The following is a 17,821-nucleotide window of genomic DNA, read 5'->3' on the forward strand; positions in this document are numbered from 1 at the left end:
CATGCCAGCCCCGGCGCGCGAATTGCCTTGGGCGAGAATAGTGAAAGGCCAGGGTGGTGGAGCGGGCACCCTGTGGGATTCCACAGGGGGTGTCGCGGCGCGGGCCCGAGGTTGGGGCGCTTCTGTCCCTTTCCGGTCGATTGATTCGAATCCACGCCTGGCGGCCCGGACGCCGGAAAACAACCTGCTGCGTTTACTTCCCAAACTCACTGAACTTGGCCGCCAGGAACTCCACGAACAGCCGGATCCGGGACGACAACTGGTGCCGCTGCTGGTAGACGGCATAGATGTCCGCCTCCGGCGTCGCGTATTGCGGCAGTACCTGCACCAGGCGGCCACTGCGCAGGAACCGCTCGATGTCCCACTCGGCGCGCATCAGGATGCCGTGGCCTTGCAGCGCCCAGTTGACCGCGATCTCGCCGTCATTGGTGGTGAGGTTGCCGCGCACATGGACCGATTCGGTCCGCGCCTTGGTTCCTTTGCCTGAGGTCAGGCGCCACACGCCATAGGCGTCGCTGCCCTGGCGGATGCCGATGCAATTGTGCTGGCGCAGGTCGGCGGGCGTGTGCGGGGTGCCGTGGCTGCGCAGGTACTTGGGCGAGGCGCATAGCAGGCGCCGGTTCGGCGCCAGCTTCCGGGCCACGATGCGGGCGTCGGGCGGCTGGCCGAAGCGGACGCAGACGTCGAAGGCATCTTCGGTCAGCGGCGGCGGGTCGGCGGACAGCTGGAGCTGGACATCGACCTCGGGGTAGGTGGCGACATACTCGGAAATCACCGGCGCCACATGCATGCGCCCGAACCCCAGCGTGGCATTGACCCGCAGCAGGCCGCTCGGCCGGCCCTTTGAGCGGGTCAGGATCTGGTCCAGGTCGTCGATCTCGCTGAGGATGCGCCGCGCGTGCTCCAGGTAGACCTCGCCCTCCGGCGTCAGGCTCATGCGCCGCGTGGTGCGCGTCACCAGCGGCATGCCGATGCGCGCCTCCATCTGCGCCAGCCGCTTGCTGACCGCGGCGGTAGTGATCCCAAGGTCGCGCGCGGCCGCGCTCAGGCTGCCTGCCGTGGCCACCGACGTGAAGAATCCCAGTTCTGACGGTTGGATGCCGGACGATAGCGCCATTCCATCTTTAATTTGAGGTTAACAATGGTTTAACTCTACAAGCGATCCAAAACCTTGTCCACGGCCCAGAATCCGCCCCATGCACGCAACTCGTATTTGAATCGATCTGGACCAGGAGACACGGATGAAGACGTACTGCATTGCAACGATCCCCGGCGATGGCATTGGCAAGGAGGTGGTGCCGGCCGGCCGTGAAGTGATGGAGGCGCTGGCGGCTGCCGGTGCTGACTTCCGCTTTGAGTTCGAAGACTTCGACTGGGGTGGCGACTACTACCGCCAGCACGGCGTGATGATGCCCGCCGACGGCCTGGATGCGCTGCGCGACAAGGATGCCATCCTGTTCGGCTCCGCCGGCGACCCGCATATTCCGGATCACATCACGCTGTGGGGCCTGCGCCTGAAGATCTGCCAGGGCTTCGACCAGTACGCCAACGTGCGCCCGACGCGCATCCTGCCCGGCATCGATGCGCCGCTCAAGCGCTGTGCCGCGGAAGACCTGAACTGGGTGATCGTGCGCGAGAACTCGGAAGGCGAGTATTCGGGCGTGGGCGGCCGCGTGCACCAGGGCCACCCGATCGAGGCGGCCACCGACGTCAGCATGATGACCCGCGTAGGGGTGGAGCGCGTCTTGCGCTTTGCCTTCAAGCTGGCCCAGTCGCGTCCGCGCAAGCTGCTGACGGTGATCACCAAGTCCAACGCGCAGCGCCACGCCATGGTGATGTGGGACGAGGTGGCCGTGCAGGTGGCCAGGGACTTCCCGGACGTTACCTGGGACAAGGAACTGGTCGATGCGGCCACGGCGCGCATGGTGAACCGTCCGGCCTCTCTGGACACCATCGTCGCCACCAACCTGCATGCCGACATCCTGAGCGACCTGGCGGCGGCGCTGGCCGGCAGCCTGGGCATCGCCCCGACCGGCAATATCGATCCGGAGCGCCGCTACCCGTCGATGTTCGAACCCATCCACGGCTCGGCCTTCGACATCATGGGCAAGGGCCTGGCCAACCCGGTCGGCACCTTCTGGTCGGTGGTCATGCTGCTGGAACACCTGGGCGAGAACGAGGCGGCGCAGCGCGTGATGCAGGCCGTCGAAACCGTCACCGCCAACCCCGCGCTGCATACCGGCGACCTCGGCGGCAAGGCGACTACCGCTGAAGTGACCAGGGCGGTGTGCGACTTGCTTGCCGCTGGCCAGCAAGCGAAGGCCGCCTGAGCGCAAGGGCGGTTTCGTGAGCCTGCAATATTCCGAGCCCAGCGTGTTGCTGCGGCGCATGTTCGAAGCGGCGGTCGCCGCCGCCCAGCCGGCCAGGACCCTGGCGCGGCACCTGCCGCCGCCGCCGCGCGGACGCACCGTCGTCATTGGCGCGGGCAAGGCCTCGGCGGCGATGGCGAGCGCGCTGGAAGCGGCATGGCACGGGCCGCTTGAAGGCCTGGTCGTTACCCGCTACGGCTATGCGGTGCCGTGCTCGCGCATCGAGATCGTGGAGGCCGCTCATCCGGTGCCGGATGCTGCCGGGCTGGCCGCTTCGCAGCGCATGCTGGCGATGGTGGCGGGCCTGGGCGAGGACGACCTGGTGATCTGCCTGGTCTCAGGCGGCGGATCGTCGCTGCTGCCGCTGCCGCTTGCCGGCATCACGCTTGACGACAAGCAGCGCGTCAATCGCGCGCTGCTCAAATCCGGCGCGACGATTTCGGAGATGAATTGCGTGCGCCGGCACCTGTCCGCCATCAAGGGCGGCCGGCTGGCAGCCGCGTGCCATCCGGCGCGCGTGCTGAACCTGCTGATTTCCGATGTGCCGGGCGATGACCCCATCGATATCGCCTCGGGCCCGACCGTGCCTGACCCGACCACGCGCGCCGATGCGCTGGACATCGTCAAACGGTATGCGATCGACCTGCCGCCCAATGTGATGGCCGTGCTGGCGTCCGACGCGGCCGAGACGCTCAAGCCCGGCGACCCGCGCCTGCCGCGCATCCGCACCGAGTTCATCGCCACGCCCCGGCTGGCGCTGGAAGCGGCCGCGCAGGTGGGCCGCGACGCGGGCTTCGCGGTGCACGTCCTGGGCGACGCCATCGAAGGCGAAGCCCGCGATGTCGGCAAGGTCATGGGCGGTATCGCGCTGGCGGCGGCCAGGCATGGCCAGCCGTTTGCGGCACCGTGCGTGCTGCTGTCCGGCGGCGAGACCACGGTCACGGTGCGGGGCGCGGGCCGGGGCGGCAGGAACGTGGAATTCCTGCTGTCGCTGGCGCTGACGCTGCGCGGAGAACCCGGCCTCCATGCGATCGCGGGCGACACCGACGGCGTCGACGGCCAGGAAGAGATCGCCGGTGCGGTGATCGGCCCCGACACGCTGGAACGCGCCTGGCGCGCCGGACTGCGTCCGCAGGATGCGCTCGCCGCCAACGACGGCCATGGATTTTTCGAGGCGCTGGGGGATGCCGTGATCACCGGTCCCACGCTGACCAATGTCAACGACTTCCGCGCGATCTTGCTGATGCGCGCTTCCGGAGCCTCCGCATGAGACGCCTTCGCAATGCCAAGATCGTGGCCACGCTGGGTCCGGCCAGTACCGACCCGGCCATGATCGAGCGCCTCTTTGACGCGGGCGCCGATGTGTTCCGCCTCAACTTCAGCCACGGCACCCAAGCAGACCATCAGCAGCGGCTGCAAAGCATCCGCGCCATCGAGCAAGCGCGTGGCCGGCCCATCGGCGTGCTGCTGGACCTGCAAGGGCCCAAGCTGCGCATCGGCACCTTTGCTAACGGCCCGGTGCAACTCGCCGCGCAGGCCGCGTTCCGGCTCGATCTCGATGCCAGCGTGCCGGGCTCCGCGAAGCGGGTCAGCCTGCCGCATGCGGAGATCTTCGCGGCGCTGCAGCCCGGGGTGGAGCTGCTGGTCGACGATGGGCGCGTGCGCCTGCGCGTCGAGCGCTGCGGCCCGGAGTGCGCGGAAACCACCGTGATCAATGGCGGCACCCTGTCCGACCGCAAGGGCGTCAACGTGCCCGGCGTAGTGCTGCCGCTGTCGGCGATGACCGAGAAGGACCGGCGCGACCTGGACTTCGGGCTGTCGCTGGGCGTGGACTGGATTGCGCTTTCGTTCGTGCAGCGCGCCGAGGATATCGAGGAGATCCGGCAGATCGTGGACGGCCGCGCCGGCATCGTCGCCAAGCTGGAAAAGCCGGCCGCCATCCAGAGCCTGGAAGCGATCGTGGCGGCATCGGATGCGGTCATGGTCGCGCGCGGCGACCTGGGCGTCGAGATGCCGGCGGAGCAGGTGCCGTCGCTGCAGAAGCGCATCGTGCGCGCCTGCCGCAAGGCCGGCAAGCCGGTGATCGTCGCGACCCAGATGCTGGAGTCGATGGTGGCCGCGCCGGTGCCGACGCGCGCCGAAGCGTCCGATGTGGCAACCGCGATCTACGACGGCGCCGACGCCGTGATGCTGTCCGCGGAATCGGCATCGGGCAGCTATCCGGTGGAAGCGGTGCGGATGATGGACAGCATCATCACGCGCACCGAATCGGATCCGCATTACCACGAAGCCATCCAGGCATCGCACTCAGCGCCGCGCGCGGAAGCCGCCGACGCCATCGGCTATGCCGTCAGGCACGTGGCCAACCTGCTGCGCGTGCCGGCCGCGGTCACCTACACCAGCTCAGGCTACTCCGCGCTGCGGATGGCGCGCGAGCGGCCTGAAGTGCCGATCCTGGGCATGACGCCGCGGATCGCCACCGCGCGCCGGCTGGCGCTGGCCTGGGGTGTGCACGCGGTGCTCTGTCATGAAGTGGTCGATGTGCTGGAGATGACCAACCTGGCGAGCCGCACCGTGCTGAAGGAGCAGTTTGGCGTGGCCGGGCAGCAGATCGTCATCTCGGCCGGCCTGCCGTTCACGGTGGCCGGCACCACCAACCTGCTGCGCATCGCGCAGGTCCAGTAAGGCAGGCATCGGGCAGGGGGACCAAGGAGCCATCAAGGCATCAATCAGCCGAAAACCGGCTGCAAACATAGAACATTCAGGAGACAAAGCATGCGTGGTACTGAACTCGTGCGTCGTATTTCCGGTGTGGCCGTGCTGGCAGCCGGCTTTATCCTAAGCGGCACTTGCCTGGCACAGGAATGGCCGGCCAAGCCGATCACCCTGGTGGTGCCGTTCCCGTCGGGCGGGACTACCGACGTGCTGGCCCGCGCGCTGGGCGACCAGTTGTCGAAGAGCCTGGGCCAGCCCGTGATCGTCGAGAACCGGCCCGGCGCCGGCGCCACGGTGGGCGCGGACTACGTCGCCAAGGGCAAGCCGGACGGCTACACCCTGCTGATGGGCGCGGTCCACCATACGATTGCCAGCAGCGTCTACAAGAAGCTGCCCTACAGCTTCCAGAAGGACCTGGCGCCCATCGCCACGGTCGCCATGGTGCCCAACGTGCTGGTCATCAATGCCGCCAAGACGCCGGCGAAGGACGTCAGTGAACTGGTGGCCCTGGCGAAGAAGGCAGCGCCGGAGTTTGCCTATGGCTCCAATGGCAACGGCACCGCGCAGCACCTGATCGGCACCCAGTTCCAGGCCGCGACCGGTGCGCCGCTGCTGCACGTGCCTTACAAGGGCAGTGGTCCGCTGACGACGGATCTGCTCGGCGGACAGGTGACGATGTCGTTCGATACTCTGACGCCGGTGCTGCAGCACATCAAGTCGGGCAAGCTGCGCGCCCTTGCAGTGACTACAGCGCGGCGCTCCAGCGTCCTGCCTGATGTGCCGACGCTGGAAGAGGCGGGGCTGAAGGGCTTCGATATCGGCACCTGGTTCGGCGTGCTGGCGCCGGCCGCCACGCCGGCGCCCATCGTGACGCGGCTGAACGCCGAGATCGTCAAGATCGTGAAATCGCCGGACTTCCAGCAGCGCATGGTGGCGGTCGGGGCCGAGCCGATGGCGAGCACGCCGCAGGAGTTTGCCAAGCGGATCCAGGACGAGACGGTCAAGTTCGCCAGGCTGGTGAAGGACGGGAAGGTGACGATCGAGTAGGCGACCCGCCGTCATTCGGTTGCTTGCCTTCTCGCCTATATTGAACTCTGCCCGGCATCGCCTTATGCGTTGCACGGGCGGACTGCGGGTAACGGAGGGAGGGCGCCATGAAGATCGCGAGCATCGAAGCCATCGTCCTGCGCATTCCGTTCACGGTGGGCGGCGTTTCCGCCGCGGGCGTCTGGGGCGGCGCCGGGATGCAGGCCGCCGACTCGCTGCTGCTCAAGGTGACGACCGACGATGGGCTGGTCGGCTGGGGCGAGACCTTCGGCTTCGTGGGGATTCCGGCGGTCAAGGCGGCCATCGAACAGATGCTGGCGCCTGCCTGCATCGGCCGGGACGCAACCCGGATCGATGCCATCGGCCTGGACCTGCAACGCAGGTTCCATGTCTTCGGGCGCAGCGGGGCCATCTTCTACGGGCTGTCCGCGCTCGATATCGCCCTGTGGGACCTTTGCGGCAAAGCGGCCGGGCTGCCCGTTCACCAGCTGCTCGGGGGCGCGCGCCGGGACCGCCTGCCTGCCTATGCCAGCCTGATCCGGTATGCCGATCCCGAAACGATAGCGGTCAATGTCAGGCGCGCCATCGCCGATGGCTACCGGAGCCTGAAGCTGCATGAGGTCGACCTCGCGGTCATCCGCGCCGCCCGCGAAGCGGCGGGCCCGGACATCGAGATCACGCTGGATACGAACTGCCCGTGGCCGCTCCATGAGGCCATCGACATGGCGCGCGCGCTGGAACCCTTGTCGCTACGGTGGCTGGAAGAGCCCCTGTGGCCGCCGGAGAACTACGCCGGACTGGCCGCCCTGCGCCAGCAGTGCGCCATCCCGGTCGCCGCCGGCGAGAATGCCACCACGCTGATGGAGTTCCAGCACCTGCTCAGCGTGGGCGCCGTCGATGTGGTGCAACCCAGCCCGGCCAAGATGGGTGGCATCAGCGCCTTGCGCAACGTCTTTGCGCTGGCCGAGGCGCACAACACGCAAGTGATGGTCCATACCTTCTACGACGGCCCGGGGCTGCTGGCCAGCATGCATGCCACGGCAGCGCTGGGGGATGCCGCGGCCATGATCGAATGGCGCTACTTCGACATGGAGGCGCAGGTGCTTGGCGATGCCGTGGTGCCGCGCGATGGCATGATCGCGGTACCCGCTGGCCCGGGCCTGGGCATCGACCCGGATCCGGAGGTCATCCGGCGCTATCGCGTTGCGTGAGCATCATCCCGGCATCAGAAATCCACCTTCTCCCCCGGCTGCGGCACGATCACGCTTGCCGCGGCGCCAGCGCCAAGCGCCGCCTTGAACGCCTCCGGTGTCCCGCTCAACTGCGGCGAGGTCTGATAGTGGATCGGAATCGCAAAGCGCGGCCGGATCAGGTCGCGCACCGCGATGGCGGCTTCCTGCGGTCCCATGGTGAAATGGCCGCCAATGGGGATCAGCACGAGATCGGGTTTGTAGACCTCGCCGATCAGCCGCATGTCACCGAACAGTCCCGTATCGCCCATGTGCCAGATCTTGAAGCCGTTCTCCAGCTCGATGATGTAGCCGACGGGCTCACCGCCGTAGTGGGTTTCGTCCTTGCCGGTGGCGGGGTTCTTCAGCGCCAGTTCCGACGAGTGCTCGGCATGCACTGCGGTGATTCTGGGGCCGGTCGGGCCAAAGGGCATGACCGTGCCGCTCTTGCCGAAGCGCTGCGCCTGCGCGGCCGGGACCATGCCCAGGCTGACCAGGGCCTGGCCCAGGCCGCCGCCGTTGTAGATCGGCGCGTTGGTCAGCCTGGCCAGGGCGGGGGCATCGCCCAGGTGGTCGCTGTGGGCATGCGTGACCAGGATCAGGTCGACCTTGCCCAGCGCCGAGAGCTGCTTGAAGCCTGGCGGCGTCTTGGGATTGGTGGTGAGCCATGGGTCGACCACGATGACCTTGCCGCCGGGCGTGGTGATGCGCGTGGCGGCCTGGCCCAGCCACAGCACTTCGGCCTTGCCGGCGGTGGGCCGGCCGGGCGGCATCGGGCGCTGGGCCTCCGCTGGCGGCGTGGGCGCGGCGCAGGAGCCGAGCAGGGCGATGCCGGTGGCGAGGAGAACGGCGCGCAGTCTGGTCATGGTCTTTCTTCCCTGGATGAATTGGCCTGGCAACTTGCAGTACTAGCGGACAAACATGCCCAATCCTTCGTGGTCGTAATACTCCAGCCACACGCGGTCGCTGGAGAACGCCGCCTGCGAGATCGTGCCCGGCGTTGCGTTCTCGCTATTGAGCGTGAAGGTAAAGACGTCGCCGTCCCAGTGGCTCAGCGGCAAGGTGAGAGGGGTGGCGCCCAGCGTCATCACCAGCGTGCCGCCCTGGTCGGTCACCTGCAGCGGACCGTAGTAGTCGTTCTGGTAGGTGCCGGTGTAAGCCGAGAGTGCGCGCGCCGGCAGCGGGTTGGCCGGGGGTGCCTGGCCCACCAGCCGGCCTTCCGGTGCCAGCAGCGGCGCAAGCGCATCGCCGTAGATCTTGCCCCAGTCGCGCCGGATGGCGCCGTACTGCACGAGATCGAAGAATTGTGCGTTCAGGGTTTCCGGGACGCCGATGGGATAGCCATTGGTCAGCGTCACGATGGCCAGGTTCAGCGACGGCACCGCGGTAAAGTTGGTGGCCGCGCCCACCGCGAACGCACCGGAGTGGCTATAGGAGGTCAGCCCGAGTTCGGTCGTGCCGACATTGAAGCCATAGCCGTAGTAGCCGGCCGGCCGTCCGCTGACGGGCGGACTGCTTTGCATCTGCTGGCTCAGCGCGGGTGCCAGCGCGGCGGCGTCGACGATGCGCTGGCCTGCGAACTCGCCTTTGGCGAGCAGCATCGCCAGCCATTTCGCTATGTCGTTGACGGATGAGCTGACGCCACCGGCGGGCGACTGCGCATCCGGCATCGTGCCCATGCCTTGCACCCAGGCGCCGTTGATCCTGACATGGCCGAGGGCGCGGTTGTCGCGCGCGGCAAAGTCGGCGTAGCGCGAACTGGTGCGCGCCATGCCCAGCGGTTGGTAGATGGCCTGCTCGGACAGCGTGGCCCAGTCGATGCCGGCCGCGGTGGCCACGGCCTCGGCGGCGGCGGTCATGCCAAAGTTGGTGTACGCATAGACCGCCCGGAACGGATGCAGCGGCAGGAAGCGCAGGCGCGTCAGCACCTGCTGGCGGTCGTAGCCCATGTCTTCAAGGCGGTCGCCGGCGTGGTCGGGCAGGCCGGAGCGATGGGCGTAGAGATCGCCAATGGTGACGGCTTCCGTGACTTCCGGTTCCGCGAGCGCGAACCACGGCAGGTGCGCGCGCACCGGCGTATCCCAACTGATGCCGCCGCGGCCGACCTGCCGGGCCACCACGGTTGCCCCGATAGGCTTTGACACCGACGCAAGCTGGAACACAGTGTCGGCATCGACCGGCGCGGGGTCGGTTACCAGCCTGCGGCCAAAGCCTTTGGCGTAAACGGTTTGATTGCCGCGCACCACGGCGACGGCCATGCCCGGCACGCCGGAACTGGCCATCAGGTCAGCGGCCAGCTTGTCGACCTGGGCAATGGCCTGGGTGATCTGGGATTCGGGAACTGGATCGGGCGGTTTGGGCGGATCGTCATCATCCCCGCCGCAGGCGGGCAGGGCAGGGACCAGCAGGCCGCCCAGCGCGGCTCCCAGGAAACGGCGACGCTCTTGCAGTTTGCCCACGGTGGTTCTCCGCAGTTCTTCGGTCAGGCGGCTCGGCCGCGCCCTTGGATAGGAATACTGTAGGCGAAAGGGCGGGGAGTGGCGAATGCGAAACGTCTTATCGCAGCACGATGGCGGGAGCGGGAAACTGCAAGCCTCACCGAAGGGTTCGGTGAGCGGGGGTGACAACCCGGCAAAGCAACAATGACCAGGTAAAAAAATCCGCGGGCAGGCCGTTTTCCACGGCGGGCCGGGCGGGGCAGCCTTATGGCTGGCCGGTTTTACGTCATTGTTGCACCGGCAATGTCACCCCCGTTGTCTGGCCCGCCACCTTCTTCATACTTGGGCAGGCGGGCGTTCTCTAAAGGAGAAAAGCGCGATGCAAATGTCTACTCATCACCCTGCAGATGTCCGGCATATCGTCCCGGCCGGCACCATCGAGTCCTTTGAGCAAATCAGCGCCGGGCTGAGTGCCATCCTGTTGCTGGTTGAAATCGAGAGCGAACGGTCGGAGGGCTGCCACAACGTGTATTCGCTGCTGGCAATGGTGAAGGCGCAGCTGGACCATACGGCGGCAAAGCTGTGCGCGGATGATTGAAGCATTCGCCGCGGCAAAAACAAAAAGCCCGCACTTTCGTACGGGCTTTCTGCTTGAATCTCTGGTGCCCAGGAGAGGACTCGAACCTCCACAGTGTTGCCACCGCTAGGACCTGAACCTAGTGCGTCTACCAATTCCGCCACCTGGGCAAGGTGAGCGCCGGATTTTACAGCGCGCTGCGGATTTTGCAAGTCCCTCGGCCGGCTTTGGCGCAAGAAATCCAGTTTGAGCTGCGGTGAGGCCGCTGTTGCTGGTCAATCGGTGGACACGTCAGCGTCGGAAGTGAGGATGTCAAACAGCGCCTTGGCCGCAGGCTGCAACGCCCGGTCGCGACGTCGTATCAGCGCCAGGATACGGTCCACGGCAGGCTCGGTCAGCGCGATGGCGCACAGGCGGGGATGATCGTGTGGCAGTGCCAGGCCCGGCAGCACGGCCATGCCGAGGCGGGCTTCCACCAGCGCCAGCACGCCAACCACGTGGTTGGCTTCGTAATAGATGGTCGGGCGCTGTTCAAGATGGGCGATGGCATTCTCGATCAGGGCACGATTGCCGCTTTGCCTGGACACGCCGGCCATGCGCTGCCCCGCCAGGTCCGCCCACGCGACCGACTTGCGCTGGGCCCAGGGATGGTCGCGCCGCAACACCAGCCTGTAGGGTTCGATACGGATCGGGCGGAACTCGATATTGGGTTCCTGGGAACCCATGAAGTTGAGCCCGAAGTCCGATTCGCCCGACAGCACGCTGGACAGCACCGCGTTGGCGCTTTCGTCGATCACACGCACGCGCACGCCAGGATGACGGGCGGCAAACACGCTGATGGCTTCGGGCAGCAGATGCACCGCGGCAGACGGTATCGCCGCCACCGTCACCAGCCCGCGCCGGAGCGCGGCTTCGTCACCAAGGCGGAATACGGCGCTGTCGAGAATATCCAGGGCAGTCCGCGCTTCCTCCAGGAACTGCCTGCCGACGTGTGTCATCTCCACGCGGCGGGTGGTGCGCTCCAGCAGGCGTGAGCCGAGCGTCTTTTCAAGCTTGTCGATCCTGCGGCTCAGCGCGGGTTGCGAGATATGCAGGGTCTCGGCGGCCACCCGGAAACTGCCTTTCTCCGCCGTGGCGATAAATGCCTGCAAATCCTCAAGGGCGAAATTGATGCGTGACATGCATGAAACCATCAGAACATTGCAATTCACAGAATAGTGTTACGAGAATACTCTGGCAACGCAGAAGAACGAGGAAGACTGGCGCTCTTGCGGCGCCAGCAACGAGATCACGGAGACGAAAATGAAGCTGACTGCCCTGGCCGCCAGAAAGGCCGCACTGGTTTTCCTGCTATGGCTGGCCGCGCCCGCCTGGGCCGACGATATCCGAGTGATTACCTCGGGTGGTTTCACCGCGGCATACCAGCAACTGGTGCCGCTGTATGAAGCCGCCACGCAGGACCGGATCATCACCGCCTACGGCGCGTCGATGGGCAATGCACCCGATTCCATCCCCAGCCGGCTGGCACGCGGCGAGACCTTCGATGTGGTGATCCTGGCGGACTCGGGTCTCGACAAGCTGATATCGGAGGGCAAGGTGGCAGCGGGCAGCCGGGTGGACCTGGCGCAGTCGCTGATCGGCATGTCGGTCCGCAAGGGCACGCCCAAGCCCGATATCAGCACCGCAGAGGGCTTGAAGCAGACCTTGCTCAACGCTAAATCGATTGCGTATTCAGCCAGCGCCAGCGGGACTTACCTGTCCGGTGAATTGTTCCACCGGCTCGGCGTCGCGGACCAGATCAAGGACAAGGCCCGCAAGATCAACAGCGAGCGCGTCGGCGCCGTGGTGGCCCGTGGCGATGCGGAAATCGGCTTCCAGCAAGTCAGCGAGCTGCTGCCGTTCAAGGAGCTGGATTTCGTCGGCCCGCTGCCAGCCGAACTGCAGCAGCGGGTCTTCTTCTCCGCCGGGATGGTGGCGGGCCACCAGAGCGCGGCGGCTTCGCGGTTTGTTCAGTTCCTGGCGTCCCCGGCGGCAGCCACCATCGTGCGAACGACCGGGCTGGAGCCGGTTGCCACGCCGCTGCCGCCACCGGCGCCGCCGGTTCTGGGGCAGCCACAAAAACGCTAAGCCGCTTCAATACCGGTTGGCGGCCGCAAAAACAAAAAGCCCGCACTTTCGTGCGGGCTTCTCGCTTTAAAACTTGGTGCCCAGGAGAGGACTCGAACCTCCACAGTGTTGCCACCGCTAGGACCTGAACCTAGTGCGTCTACCAATTCCGCCACCTGGGCAAGGTGAGCGGCGCATTTTACCGAAGGTTCACAAATTTGCAAGCACCTCCGGCGAGCACACGCAGCATCGCTGGCCGGACCGCGTTACGGCGATCCGGATGCGCCACGGGCAATCAGAACGACGGCACCATCGCGCCCTTGTACTGGGCCTTCATGAACTGGCGCACGTCTTCAGACTGGTACGCTGCCACCAGCTTCTTGACCCACGGCTTGTCCTTGTCCTGCGTGCGCACGACGATGATGTTGGCGTACGGGCTGTGGATGTCTTCCAGCGCGATCGCGTCCTTGGTCGGCTGCAGGCCGGCGGCGAGCGCATAGTTGGTGTTGATCACGGCGGCGCTGACGTCGGGCAGGGCACGGGCCAGCTGGGCTGCATCCAGTTCCACGAGCTTCAGCTTCTTCGGGTTCTCGGCCACGTCCAGCGGGGTGGCATTGACACCATTGGTGCCGGCGCCCGCCTTCAGCTTGATCACACCTTGCGACTGGAGCAGCAGCAGGGCGCGGTTTTCATTGGACGGGTCGTTGGGCACGGCCACCTTGGCGCCTTGCGGCAGGTCCTTCGGCGACTTCAGGTTCTTCGCGTAGATACCGAGCGGCGAGATATAGGTGTAGCCCACGCTCTGCATCTTGTAGCCGCGCTGCTTGACCTGGCTGTCCAGGTAGGGCTGGTGCTGGAAGCTGTTGGCGTCCAGGTCGCCGGCATCCAGTGCGGCATTGGGCTGCACGTAGTCGTTGAACTCGACGACCTTGACGTTCAGGCCATTGCGCTTGGCCACCTTCTGGACGACTTGCCAGACTTCGGCATCGGGGCCGCTGACGGTGCCGACGCGGATGGTCTGTTCCTGGGCCGAGACGCTGCCGGCGGCGATAAGACCAAGGGCGGACACTGCAACCGCCAGACGCTTGATGAGAGACGTGCTGCGCATAGGAGTTCTGGAAATATTCTGGTTATGTGGCGAGTGAGACAGTCGCCTGGGCAGGGATCGCCTGACCGGGGCGAGGGCCACAGATTAACGCAATTGCGTTCAGATGGCTCAGCGGGAATGAATCTGGCGTCTATTTCTTTTTCATATGCTTATGAATCTAAATGACGCCAGATTGACGGCATTAAATGCTTCTGTGCCACGGCTTAGTCTGCAAAGGCTTCGCGCAATGTCCGCAAGGTGTCTGCCACGAGCCTGTCACTCAGGCCGCCGGCCCGCCTGACCAGCCGGGACTTGTCCACGGTCCGGAGCTGGTCCAGCAGGATCAGGCCAGTCTTGCGCTGAAAAGTTACCGGGACACGAAACGGTGCCGGCCTGCTGCCGGTAGTCATTGGCGCCACGGTGACGGTGCGCAGGTAGTCGTGCATCTCCGGCGGCGAGAGGATGACGCAGGGGCGCGTTTTCTCGATCTCGCTGCCGACGGTCGGGTCAAGCGCAACCAGCCAGACGTCGCCGCGCGCTACCATTTCAGCTCCGCGTCGTCGGTGTTGGGGAAATCGCCCAGTACCAGGCCGTCGTCACCGGCCGCGGCGATGGCCTGGCTGGCTTCCGCCCAGCCTTGCCGCGGTGCTTGCTTGGGGCGCCGGAGCACCAGCGCGTCATTCACGATTTCCATTTCCACTTCATTCTCCAGACCTAGCTGTGCCAGGATTGCCTTGGGGATCAGGACACCTTGTGAGTTGCCCATCTTGCGGATCGTCGCTTTCATGCTTGTCCCTCATGGTGGTGAGCAGTGTTGACGTCAGCACAATGTTATTACAGCGCGGGCGTCAAGGAAACAGGCAAGCGCGATGCCGCATGGAAATGTGACATCCTGGCGACGCCAGGGGAACGCGAATCGTCCGAAGACTCCCGCACCGCCGGCGCCACTGGCTCAGCCGGCCACCGCCCCATATCCCTGGCCCTTCCACTCGATAAAGCACAAGCCATGGCCGAACGGGTCCGACAGCCTTGCCTGCCGTCCCCAGTCAAAATCCTGCGGCCAGTCCTCGATCTCGGCGCCGGCTTCCAGCGCGCGTTCGATGGCCTGTTCCAGGTTGGCCACGACGAAGTCGAGGTGGACCGGGGTCCAGTGGCGGCGGTAGTCGCGCCGGGTATCGGCGCGGGTGGTGGGGCGGGTGCCGGCGGGCTTGGCGAGCAGGTAGATGGGGGTGTTGCCGCCCAGCATTTCGGCAACGGTGCCGTCGAACAGCTTGCGGTTCAGCCTCAGGCCAAGCCCCTGCGCGTAGAAGTCGATGCCGCGCGGCAAATCGTTGACATCGATATTGATCAGCAACTCCATGACAGCCTCCTGGCGGCGTTCCGTGTGAGAGCGGCCGCATTGTGCGCCGGGTCTCCTGACAACTGCTGTCAGGAGTGATGTTTCAGCCGGCCAGGCAGGTGCCAGGAACGGCGCGCTAGCCGCGCAACAGCTCCCGCACCACCGGGCGCAGCGCGTCGCCGAGTGCCAGGTGCGCGTCGGCATCCAGGTGCACGCCGTCGACCTCGCTGCTCTGGATCACGGTGCCGGCGTCGAACTGCGGACAGCCCAGTTGCGTGCAGACCTCGGCCACGGCTTGCGGCAGGCCCGTCCACTTATGTTCGCCGCCGGCAAACTTGGGCGCCAGCGGCCCGCGCGGGGTGCGGATCGGGGGTGGGGTGACGACCAGCACCGGCGGCACCGGCATGCCCGGCTCGATCGGCGCGCTGCGGATCGCCTGCACCAGCGTGGCGATGCCCTGGGCGGCGTGCCAGGCGTTGTGCGGGTGCATCGACTGGAAATCGTTGTTGCCCAGCATCAGGACCACCAGCGCCAGCGGCGCGTGGATTTCAATGCGCTGCGCCAGCCCCTGCAGGCCGTTGCGGCCGGGTTTGAATGGGTCGTCCCAGACCGTGCGGCGGCCGTTCAGGCAGTCTTCGATGACGCGCACCGGGGCGCCGCCGTCGGCGTTCAGGCCCAGCTCCAGCCGGCCGGGCCAGCGCACCGGGAAGGGCAGGCGCCGGCGCGTGCCGGGCACGATGCCCCATGACAGCGAGTCGGCGTAGACAAGGATCTGCAGGGGATCGGTTTCGGCCAGCGGCGCGGCGGTCATGCGGGACTCCAGTTGGCGTGGATATTGGTCGATAAAGGGCAATGGTCCGTGTCAAGCCATGTTGCACCGCGCAGACAAAAAGGTCTCCCGAATACGCGGAGACTTCATAATATCGACTTACTGACGATCGGGAGAATGAAGTTGCGTTTCGAGCACTTGGTTGAGATCAACGATCCAGGCAATCCTCAACTGGATCCGCTGACGCCTGACCAGCTGTGGCAAGGGCTGGTGCTGCGCGCCGAGTCGCCCGAACTCTTCGTGCTGGGGCTGGACCGCGCCGAGGTAGTCGGCCGCGGCGACAACTGGATCGATCGCGTGCTGCATTTTGGCGAGGCGTCGATCCATGACCATGTGGTGTTCGAGCCGCGCCGGCAGGTGCGCTATGAAACCGCGGCCACGGCCGAGCATGCCGGCGGCACGCTGACCATGGCGATCGAGACCCCGGGCCCGGGCGCGCTGCTGCTGCGCTTTGTCTACAACACCACCATGCCGGCGGTCGACGCCAGCGGCGATGACCGCTATGCCGAGATCGTCAAGTCCGCCTACCACGAGGCCGATATCGACACCGTGCGCAAGATCCGCGAGATCGCTGACACCGGACGGCTGGGGTGAGCGAGGGTCCCGCCACGCCGGAGGGTTCCGGCCAGCGGCCGGGTCTGCCGACCCGGATGGCGCTGCGTGCGCGCTACGGCGAGCGGCTGCGCTGGCTGGTGCTGGTGACGCTGATGCTGGGCACGATCTCGTCGATCGTCTCGTCCACCATCATCAACGTAGCGATTCCGGACCTGAGCCGGCATTTCGTGCTGGGGCAGGAGCGCGCGCAATGGGTGGCGGCCAGCTTCATGATTGCGATGACGCTGTCGATGCTGCTGACGCCCTGGCTGCTGAACCGCTACGGGCTGCGCCGCACCTTCCTGGGGGCCTCGCTGCTGCTGGGCGCGGGCGGGCTCTTTGGCGGCTTTTCACCGACCTACGGCGTGATGATCGCGATGCGCGTGGCCGAAGGCGTCGCCGCGGGCATCATGCAGCCGCTGCCCAATATCCTGATCCTGCGCGTGTTCGAAGAGCGCGAGCAGGGCAAGGCGATCAGCATGTTCGGCTTTGGCGTGGTGCTGGCGCCGGCGCTCGGGCCCAGCCTGGGCGGCTTCCTGGTCGAGGCCTTCGGCTGGCGCTCGATCTTCTTCGTGGTGGTGCCGCTGACGCTGATCGGCGTGCTGATGGCGCGGCGCTTCATGGCGGTGGACTCGATCATGATGGGCGAGCGCCAGCCGCTGGACTGGCGCGGGCTGGGCCTGGCCGGCATTGCCACGGTCAGCCTGCTCAACGGCGTGGTCGAGATGCGCGACAGCGTGCCCGCGGGCCTGGCGCTTTTGGGCTTCGGCGTGCTGATGCTGGCGGCGTTCGTGCTGTGGCAGCTACGCGCGGCGCATCCGCTGATGAATCTGCGGCTCTACAGCTACCGGCAGTTCGCTGCCGGCGCGGTGGTGGCCTTTATCTACGGCGCGGGGCTGTTCGGCTCGACCTACCTGCTGCCGGTCTATATGCAGATGGCGCTGGAATACACGCCGTCGCGCGCGGGCCTGGTGCTGTTCCCGGCGGGCGTGATGCTGGCGCTGACGATTGCCGTATCGGGGCGCTTCACCCACAAGATCGCGCCGCATATCCAGGTGTCGTTCGGGCTGGCGCTGCTGTCGCTGTCGTTCCTGCTGATGGCGCTGGGCTCGCGCTCCACGCCATATCTGGTGCTGGTGGCGCTGGCGGTGCTGGGGCGGATCGGGCTGGGCTGCATCCTGCCGTCGCTGACGCTGGGGGCAATGCGGGGAGTGGACTTCACGCTGATCGCGCAGGGTTCGAGCTGCATCAACTTCCTGCGCCAGCTGGGCGGCGCCATCGGCGTGAGCCTGGCGGGCGTGGGCCTGCAATGGCGGCTGGCGGAGCACGGCGCGGTGCTGGGCCAGGCCGGCGACGCCGCCGTGCAGGCGGCGCGCATCCGTGCCTTCGATGAAACCTTCCTGGCCGTGGGCGTGGTGATTGCCAGTGCGATGATCGCGGCGTGGCGGATCCGGCCGCGGCCGGTGCCGGCGGCCTGAGGCCGCCGGGCCT

At 66.5% G+C, this 17,821-nt stretch carries 18 protein-coding genes and 2 tRNA genes; 9 read left to right on the forward strand and 11 right to left on the reverse strand.

Annotation, left to right across the window (positions count from 1 at the left end; all coding sequences use genetic code 11):
* Window positions 1-193 precede the first annotated feature (193 nt).
* Entirely contained in the window at window positions 194-1,117 is a 924-nt protein-coding gene (locus AC3WON_RS20540; RefSeq protein WP_492317901.1) for a LysR family transcriptional regulator, read from the reverse strand.
* Between the two features lie 124 nt (window positions 1,118-1,241).
* Here AC3WON_RS20540 and AC3WON_RS20545 point away from each other — a divergent pair, with 124 nt between their 5' ends.
* The 5 genes from AC3WON_RS20545 to AC3WON_RS20565 all read left to right on the forward strand — a co-directional run bounded on the left by AC3WON_RS20545 (window position 1,242) and on the right by AC3WON_RS20565 (window position 7,342).
* Window positions 1,242-2,330, forward strand: coding sequence for a tartrate dehydrogenase (locus tag AC3WON_RS20545; RefSeq protein ID WP_492352637.1), 1,089 nt, complete (start codon window positions 1,242-1,244; stop codon window positions 2,328-2,330).
* Window positions 2,331-2,388: 58 nt separating this feature from the next.
* Window positions 2,389-3,639, forward strand: a complete 1,251-nt coding sequence (locus tag AC3WON_RS20550; RefSeq protein ID WP_492352649.1) for a glycerate kinase type-2 family protein — start codon at window positions 2,389-2,391, stop codon at window positions 3,637-3,639.
* Window positions 3,636-5,054 carry a pyruvate kinase gene (gene pyk, locus AC3WON_RS20555; protein WP_492352638.1) on the forward strand — a complete coding sequence of 473 codons (1,419 nt, stop codon included), beginning with the start codon at window positions 3,636-3,638 and terminating at the stop codon, window positions 5,052-5,054. Before AC3WON_RS20550 ends, pyk begins: the two co-directional genes overlap by 4 nt.
* A 90-nt stretch (window positions 5,055-5,144) precedes the next feature.
* Window positions 5,145-6,131: a tripartite tricarboxylate transporter substrate binding protein gene (locus AC3WON_RS20560; protein WP_492317898.1), complete on the forward strand. Its 987-nt coding sequence runs from the start codon at window positions 5,145-5,147 to the stop codon at window positions 6,129-6,131.
* Window positions 6,132-6,238: 107 nt separating this feature from the next.
* Entirely contained in the window at window positions 6,239-7,342 is a 1,104-nt protein-coding gene (locus AC3WON_RS20565; RefSeq protein WP_492317897.1) for a mandelate racemase/muconate lactonizing enzyme family protein, read from the forward strand.
* Window positions 7,343-7,356: 14 nt separating this feature from the next.
* Here the strand turns inward: AC3WON_RS20565 and AC3WON_RS20570 are convergent, their stop codons facing one another.
* On the reverse strand, window positions 7,357-8,226 hold the full coding sequence (locus AC3WON_RS20570; RefSeq protein ID WP_492352639.1) for a metal-dependent hydrolase: 870 nt from the start codon (window positions 8,224-8,226) through the stop codon (window positions 7,357-7,359).
* A 42-nt stretch (window positions 8,227-8,268) separates the two neighbouring features.
* Window positions 8,269-9,819, reverse strand: coding sequence for a serine hydrolase (locus AC3WON_RS20575; protein ID WP_492352640.1), 1,551 nt, complete (start codon window positions 9,817-9,819; stop codon window positions 8,269-8,271).
* A gap of 358 nt (window positions 9,820-10,177) precedes the next feature.
* Between AC3WON_RS20575 and AC3WON_RS20580 the strand changes: the two genes are divergently transcribed.
* Window positions 10,178-10,396 (forward strand): hypothetical protein, encoded by a 219-nt coding sequence (locus AC3WON_RS20580; RefSeq protein WP_492352641.1) that lies wholly within the window; start codon window positions 10,178-10,180, stop codon window positions 10,394-10,396.
* Between the two features lie 62 nt (window positions 10,397-10,458).
* Here AC3WON_RS20580 and AC3WON_RS20585 read toward each other — a convergent pair.
* Both AC3WON_RS20585 and AC3WON_RS20590 read right to left on the reverse strand, forming a co-directional pair.
* Window positions 10,459-10,545: transfer RNA gene (locus AC3WON_RS20585), tRNA-Leu, on the reverse strand.
* Window positions 10,546-10,650: 105 nt separating this feature from the next.
* Complete coding sequence (locus AC3WON_RS20590) at window positions 10,651-11,556, reverse strand: LysR family transcriptional regulator (protein ID WP_492352642.1); 906 nt, start codon at window positions 11,554-11,556, stop codon at window positions 10,651-10,653.
* A gap of 121 nt (window positions 11,557-11,677) precedes the next feature.
* On the opposite strand from AC3WON_RS20590, the gene AC3WON_RS20595 reads away from it, so the two are divergent.
* Entirely contained in the window at window positions 11,678-12,502 is an 825-nt protein-coding gene (locus tag AC3WON_RS20595) for a substrate-binding domain-containing protein (RefSeq protein ID WP_492352643.1), read from the forward strand.
* A gap of 74 nt (window positions 12,503-12,576) precedes the next feature.
* Here AC3WON_RS20595 and AC3WON_RS20600 read toward each other — a convergent pair.
* From AC3WON_RS20600 to AC3WON_RS20625, 6 genes are all read right to left on the reverse strand, one after another.
* A tRNA-Leu gene (locus AC3WON_RS20600) sits at window positions 12,577-12,663 on the reverse strand.
* A gap of 113 nt (window positions 12,664-12,776) precedes the next feature.
* The gene (locus tag AC3WON_RS20605; protein WP_492317891.1) at window positions 12,777-13,589 is read right to left on the reverse strand and encodes a MetQ/NlpA family ABC transporter substrate-binding protein; all 813 of its coding nucleotides are present in this window, start codon (window positions 13,587-13,589) and stop codon (window positions 12,777-12,779) included.
* Window positions 13,590-13,792: 203 nt separating this feature from the next.
* A complete protein-coding gene (locus tag AC3WON_RS20610; RefSeq protein ID WP_492317890.1) occupies window positions 13,793-14,113 on the reverse strand; it encodes a type II toxin-antitoxin system PemK/MazF family toxin in 321 nt (106 codons plus the stop codon).
* Window positions 14,107-14,355, reverse strand: coding sequence for an AbrB/MazE/SpoVT family DNA-binding domain-containing protein (locus tag AC3WON_RS20615; protein ID WP_492317889.1), 249 nt, complete (start codon window positions 14,353-14,355; stop codon window positions 14,107-14,109). The genes AC3WON_RS20610 and AC3WON_RS20615 overlap by 7 nt, the downstream gene beginning before the upstream one ends.
* Window positions 14,356-14,520: 165 nt before the next feature.
* Complete coding sequence (locus AC3WON_RS20620; protein WP_492352644.1) at window positions 14,521-14,928, reverse strand: VOC family protein; 408 nt, start codon at window positions 14,926-14,928, stop codon at window positions 14,521-14,523.
* A 115-nt stretch (window positions 14,929-15,043) separates the two neighbouring features.
* Window positions 15,044-15,718, reverse strand: a complete 675-nt coding sequence (locus tag AC3WON_RS20625) for an SGNH/GDSL hydrolase family protein (protein ID WP_492317888.1) — start codon at window positions 15,716-15,718, stop codon at window positions 15,044-15,046.
* Between the two features lie 135 nt (window positions 15,719-15,853).
* Here AC3WON_RS20625 and AC3WON_RS20630 point away from each other — a divergent pair, with 135 nt between their 5' ends.
* Window positions 15,854-16,330, forward strand: coding sequence for an SRPBCC family protein (locus AC3WON_RS20630; RefSeq protein ID WP_010810624.1), 477 nt, complete (start codon window positions 15,854-15,856; stop codon window positions 16,328-16,330).
* A complete protein-coding gene (locus tag AC3WON_RS20635) occupies window positions 16,327-17,808 on the forward strand; it encodes a DHA2 family efflux MFS transporter permease subunit (RefSeq protein WP_492352645.1) in 1,482 nt (493 codons plus the stop codon). Before AC3WON_RS20630 ends, AC3WON_RS20635 begins: the two co-directional genes overlap by 4 nt.
* The last annotated feature ends 13 nt before the right edge of the window (window positions 17,809-17,821 follow it).

The sequence above is a fragment of the Cupriavidus sp. FW305-46 genome, assembly GCF_058787075.1.

Excerpts from the sequence above, each read along its gene's own strand:
- AC3WON_RS20615 (WP_492317889.1), bottom strand. The coding sequence starts at position 14,355 with ATGAAAGCGACGATCCGCAAGATGGGCAACTCACAAGGTGTCCTGATC.
- AC3WON_RS20620 (WP_492352644.1), bottom strand. The coding sequence starts at position 14,928 with ATGGAGTTGCTGATCAATATCGATGTCAACGATTTGCCGCGCGGCATC.
- AC3WON_RS20580 (WP_492352641.1), top strand. The coding sequence starts at position 10,178 with ATGCAAATGTCTACTCATCACCCTGCAGATGTCCGGCATATCGTCCCG.
- AC3WON_RS20550 (WP_492352649.1), top strand. The coding sequence starts at position 2,389 with ATGTTCGAAGCGGCGGTCGCCGCCGCCCAGCCGGCCAGGACCCTGGCG.
- AC3WON_RS20610 (WP_492317890.1), bottom strand. The coding sequence starts at position 14,113 with ATGGTAGCGCGCGGCGACGTCTGGCTGGTTGCGCTTGACCCGACCGTC.
- AC3WON_RS20565 (WP_492317897.1), top strand. The coding sequence starts at position 6,239 with ATGAAGATCGCGAGCATCGAAGCCATCGTCCTGCGCATTCCGTTCACG.
- AC3WON_RS20630 (WP_010810624.1), top strand. The coding sequence starts at position 15,854 with ATGAAGTTGCGTTTCGAGCACTTGGTTGAGATCAACGATCCAGGCAAT.
- pyk (WP_492352638.1), top strand. The coding sequence starts at position 3,636 with ATGAGACGCCTTCGCAATGCCAAGATCGTGGCCACGCTGGGTCCGGCC.
- AC3WON_RS20625 (WP_492317888.1), bottom strand. The coding sequence starts at position 15,718 with ATGACCGCCGCGCCGCTGGCCGAAACCGATCCCCTGCAGATCCTTGTC.
- AC3WON_RS20605 (WP_492317891.1), bottom strand. The coding sequence starts at position 13,589 with ATGCGCAGCACGTCTCTCATCAAGCGTCTGGCGGTTGCAGTGTCCGCC.
- AC3WON_RS20560 (WP_492317898.1), top strand. The coding sequence starts at position 5,145 with ATGCGTGGTACTGAACTCGTGCGTCGTATTTCCGGTGTGGCCGTGCTG.
- AC3WON_RS20590 (WP_492352642.1), bottom strand. The coding sequence starts at position 11,556 with ATGTCACGCATCAATTTCGCCCTTGAGGATTTGCAGGCATTTATCGCC.
- AC3WON_RS20595 (WP_492352643.1), top strand. The coding sequence starts at position 11,678 with ATGAAGCTGACTGCCCTGGCCGCCAGAAAGGCCGCACTGGTTTTCCTG.
- AC3WON_RS20570 (WP_492352639.1), bottom strand. The coding sequence starts at position 8,226 with ATGACCAGACTGCGCGCCGTTCTCCTCGCCACCGGCATCGCCCTGCTC.
- AC3WON_RS20540 (WP_492317901.1), bottom strand. The coding sequence starts at position 1,117 with ATGGCGCTATCGTCCGGCATCCAACCGTCAGAACTGGGATTCTTCACG.
- AC3WON_RS20545 (WP_492352637.1), top strand. The coding sequence starts at position 1,242 with ATGAAGACGTACTGCATTGCAACGATCCCCGGCGATGGCATTGGCAAG.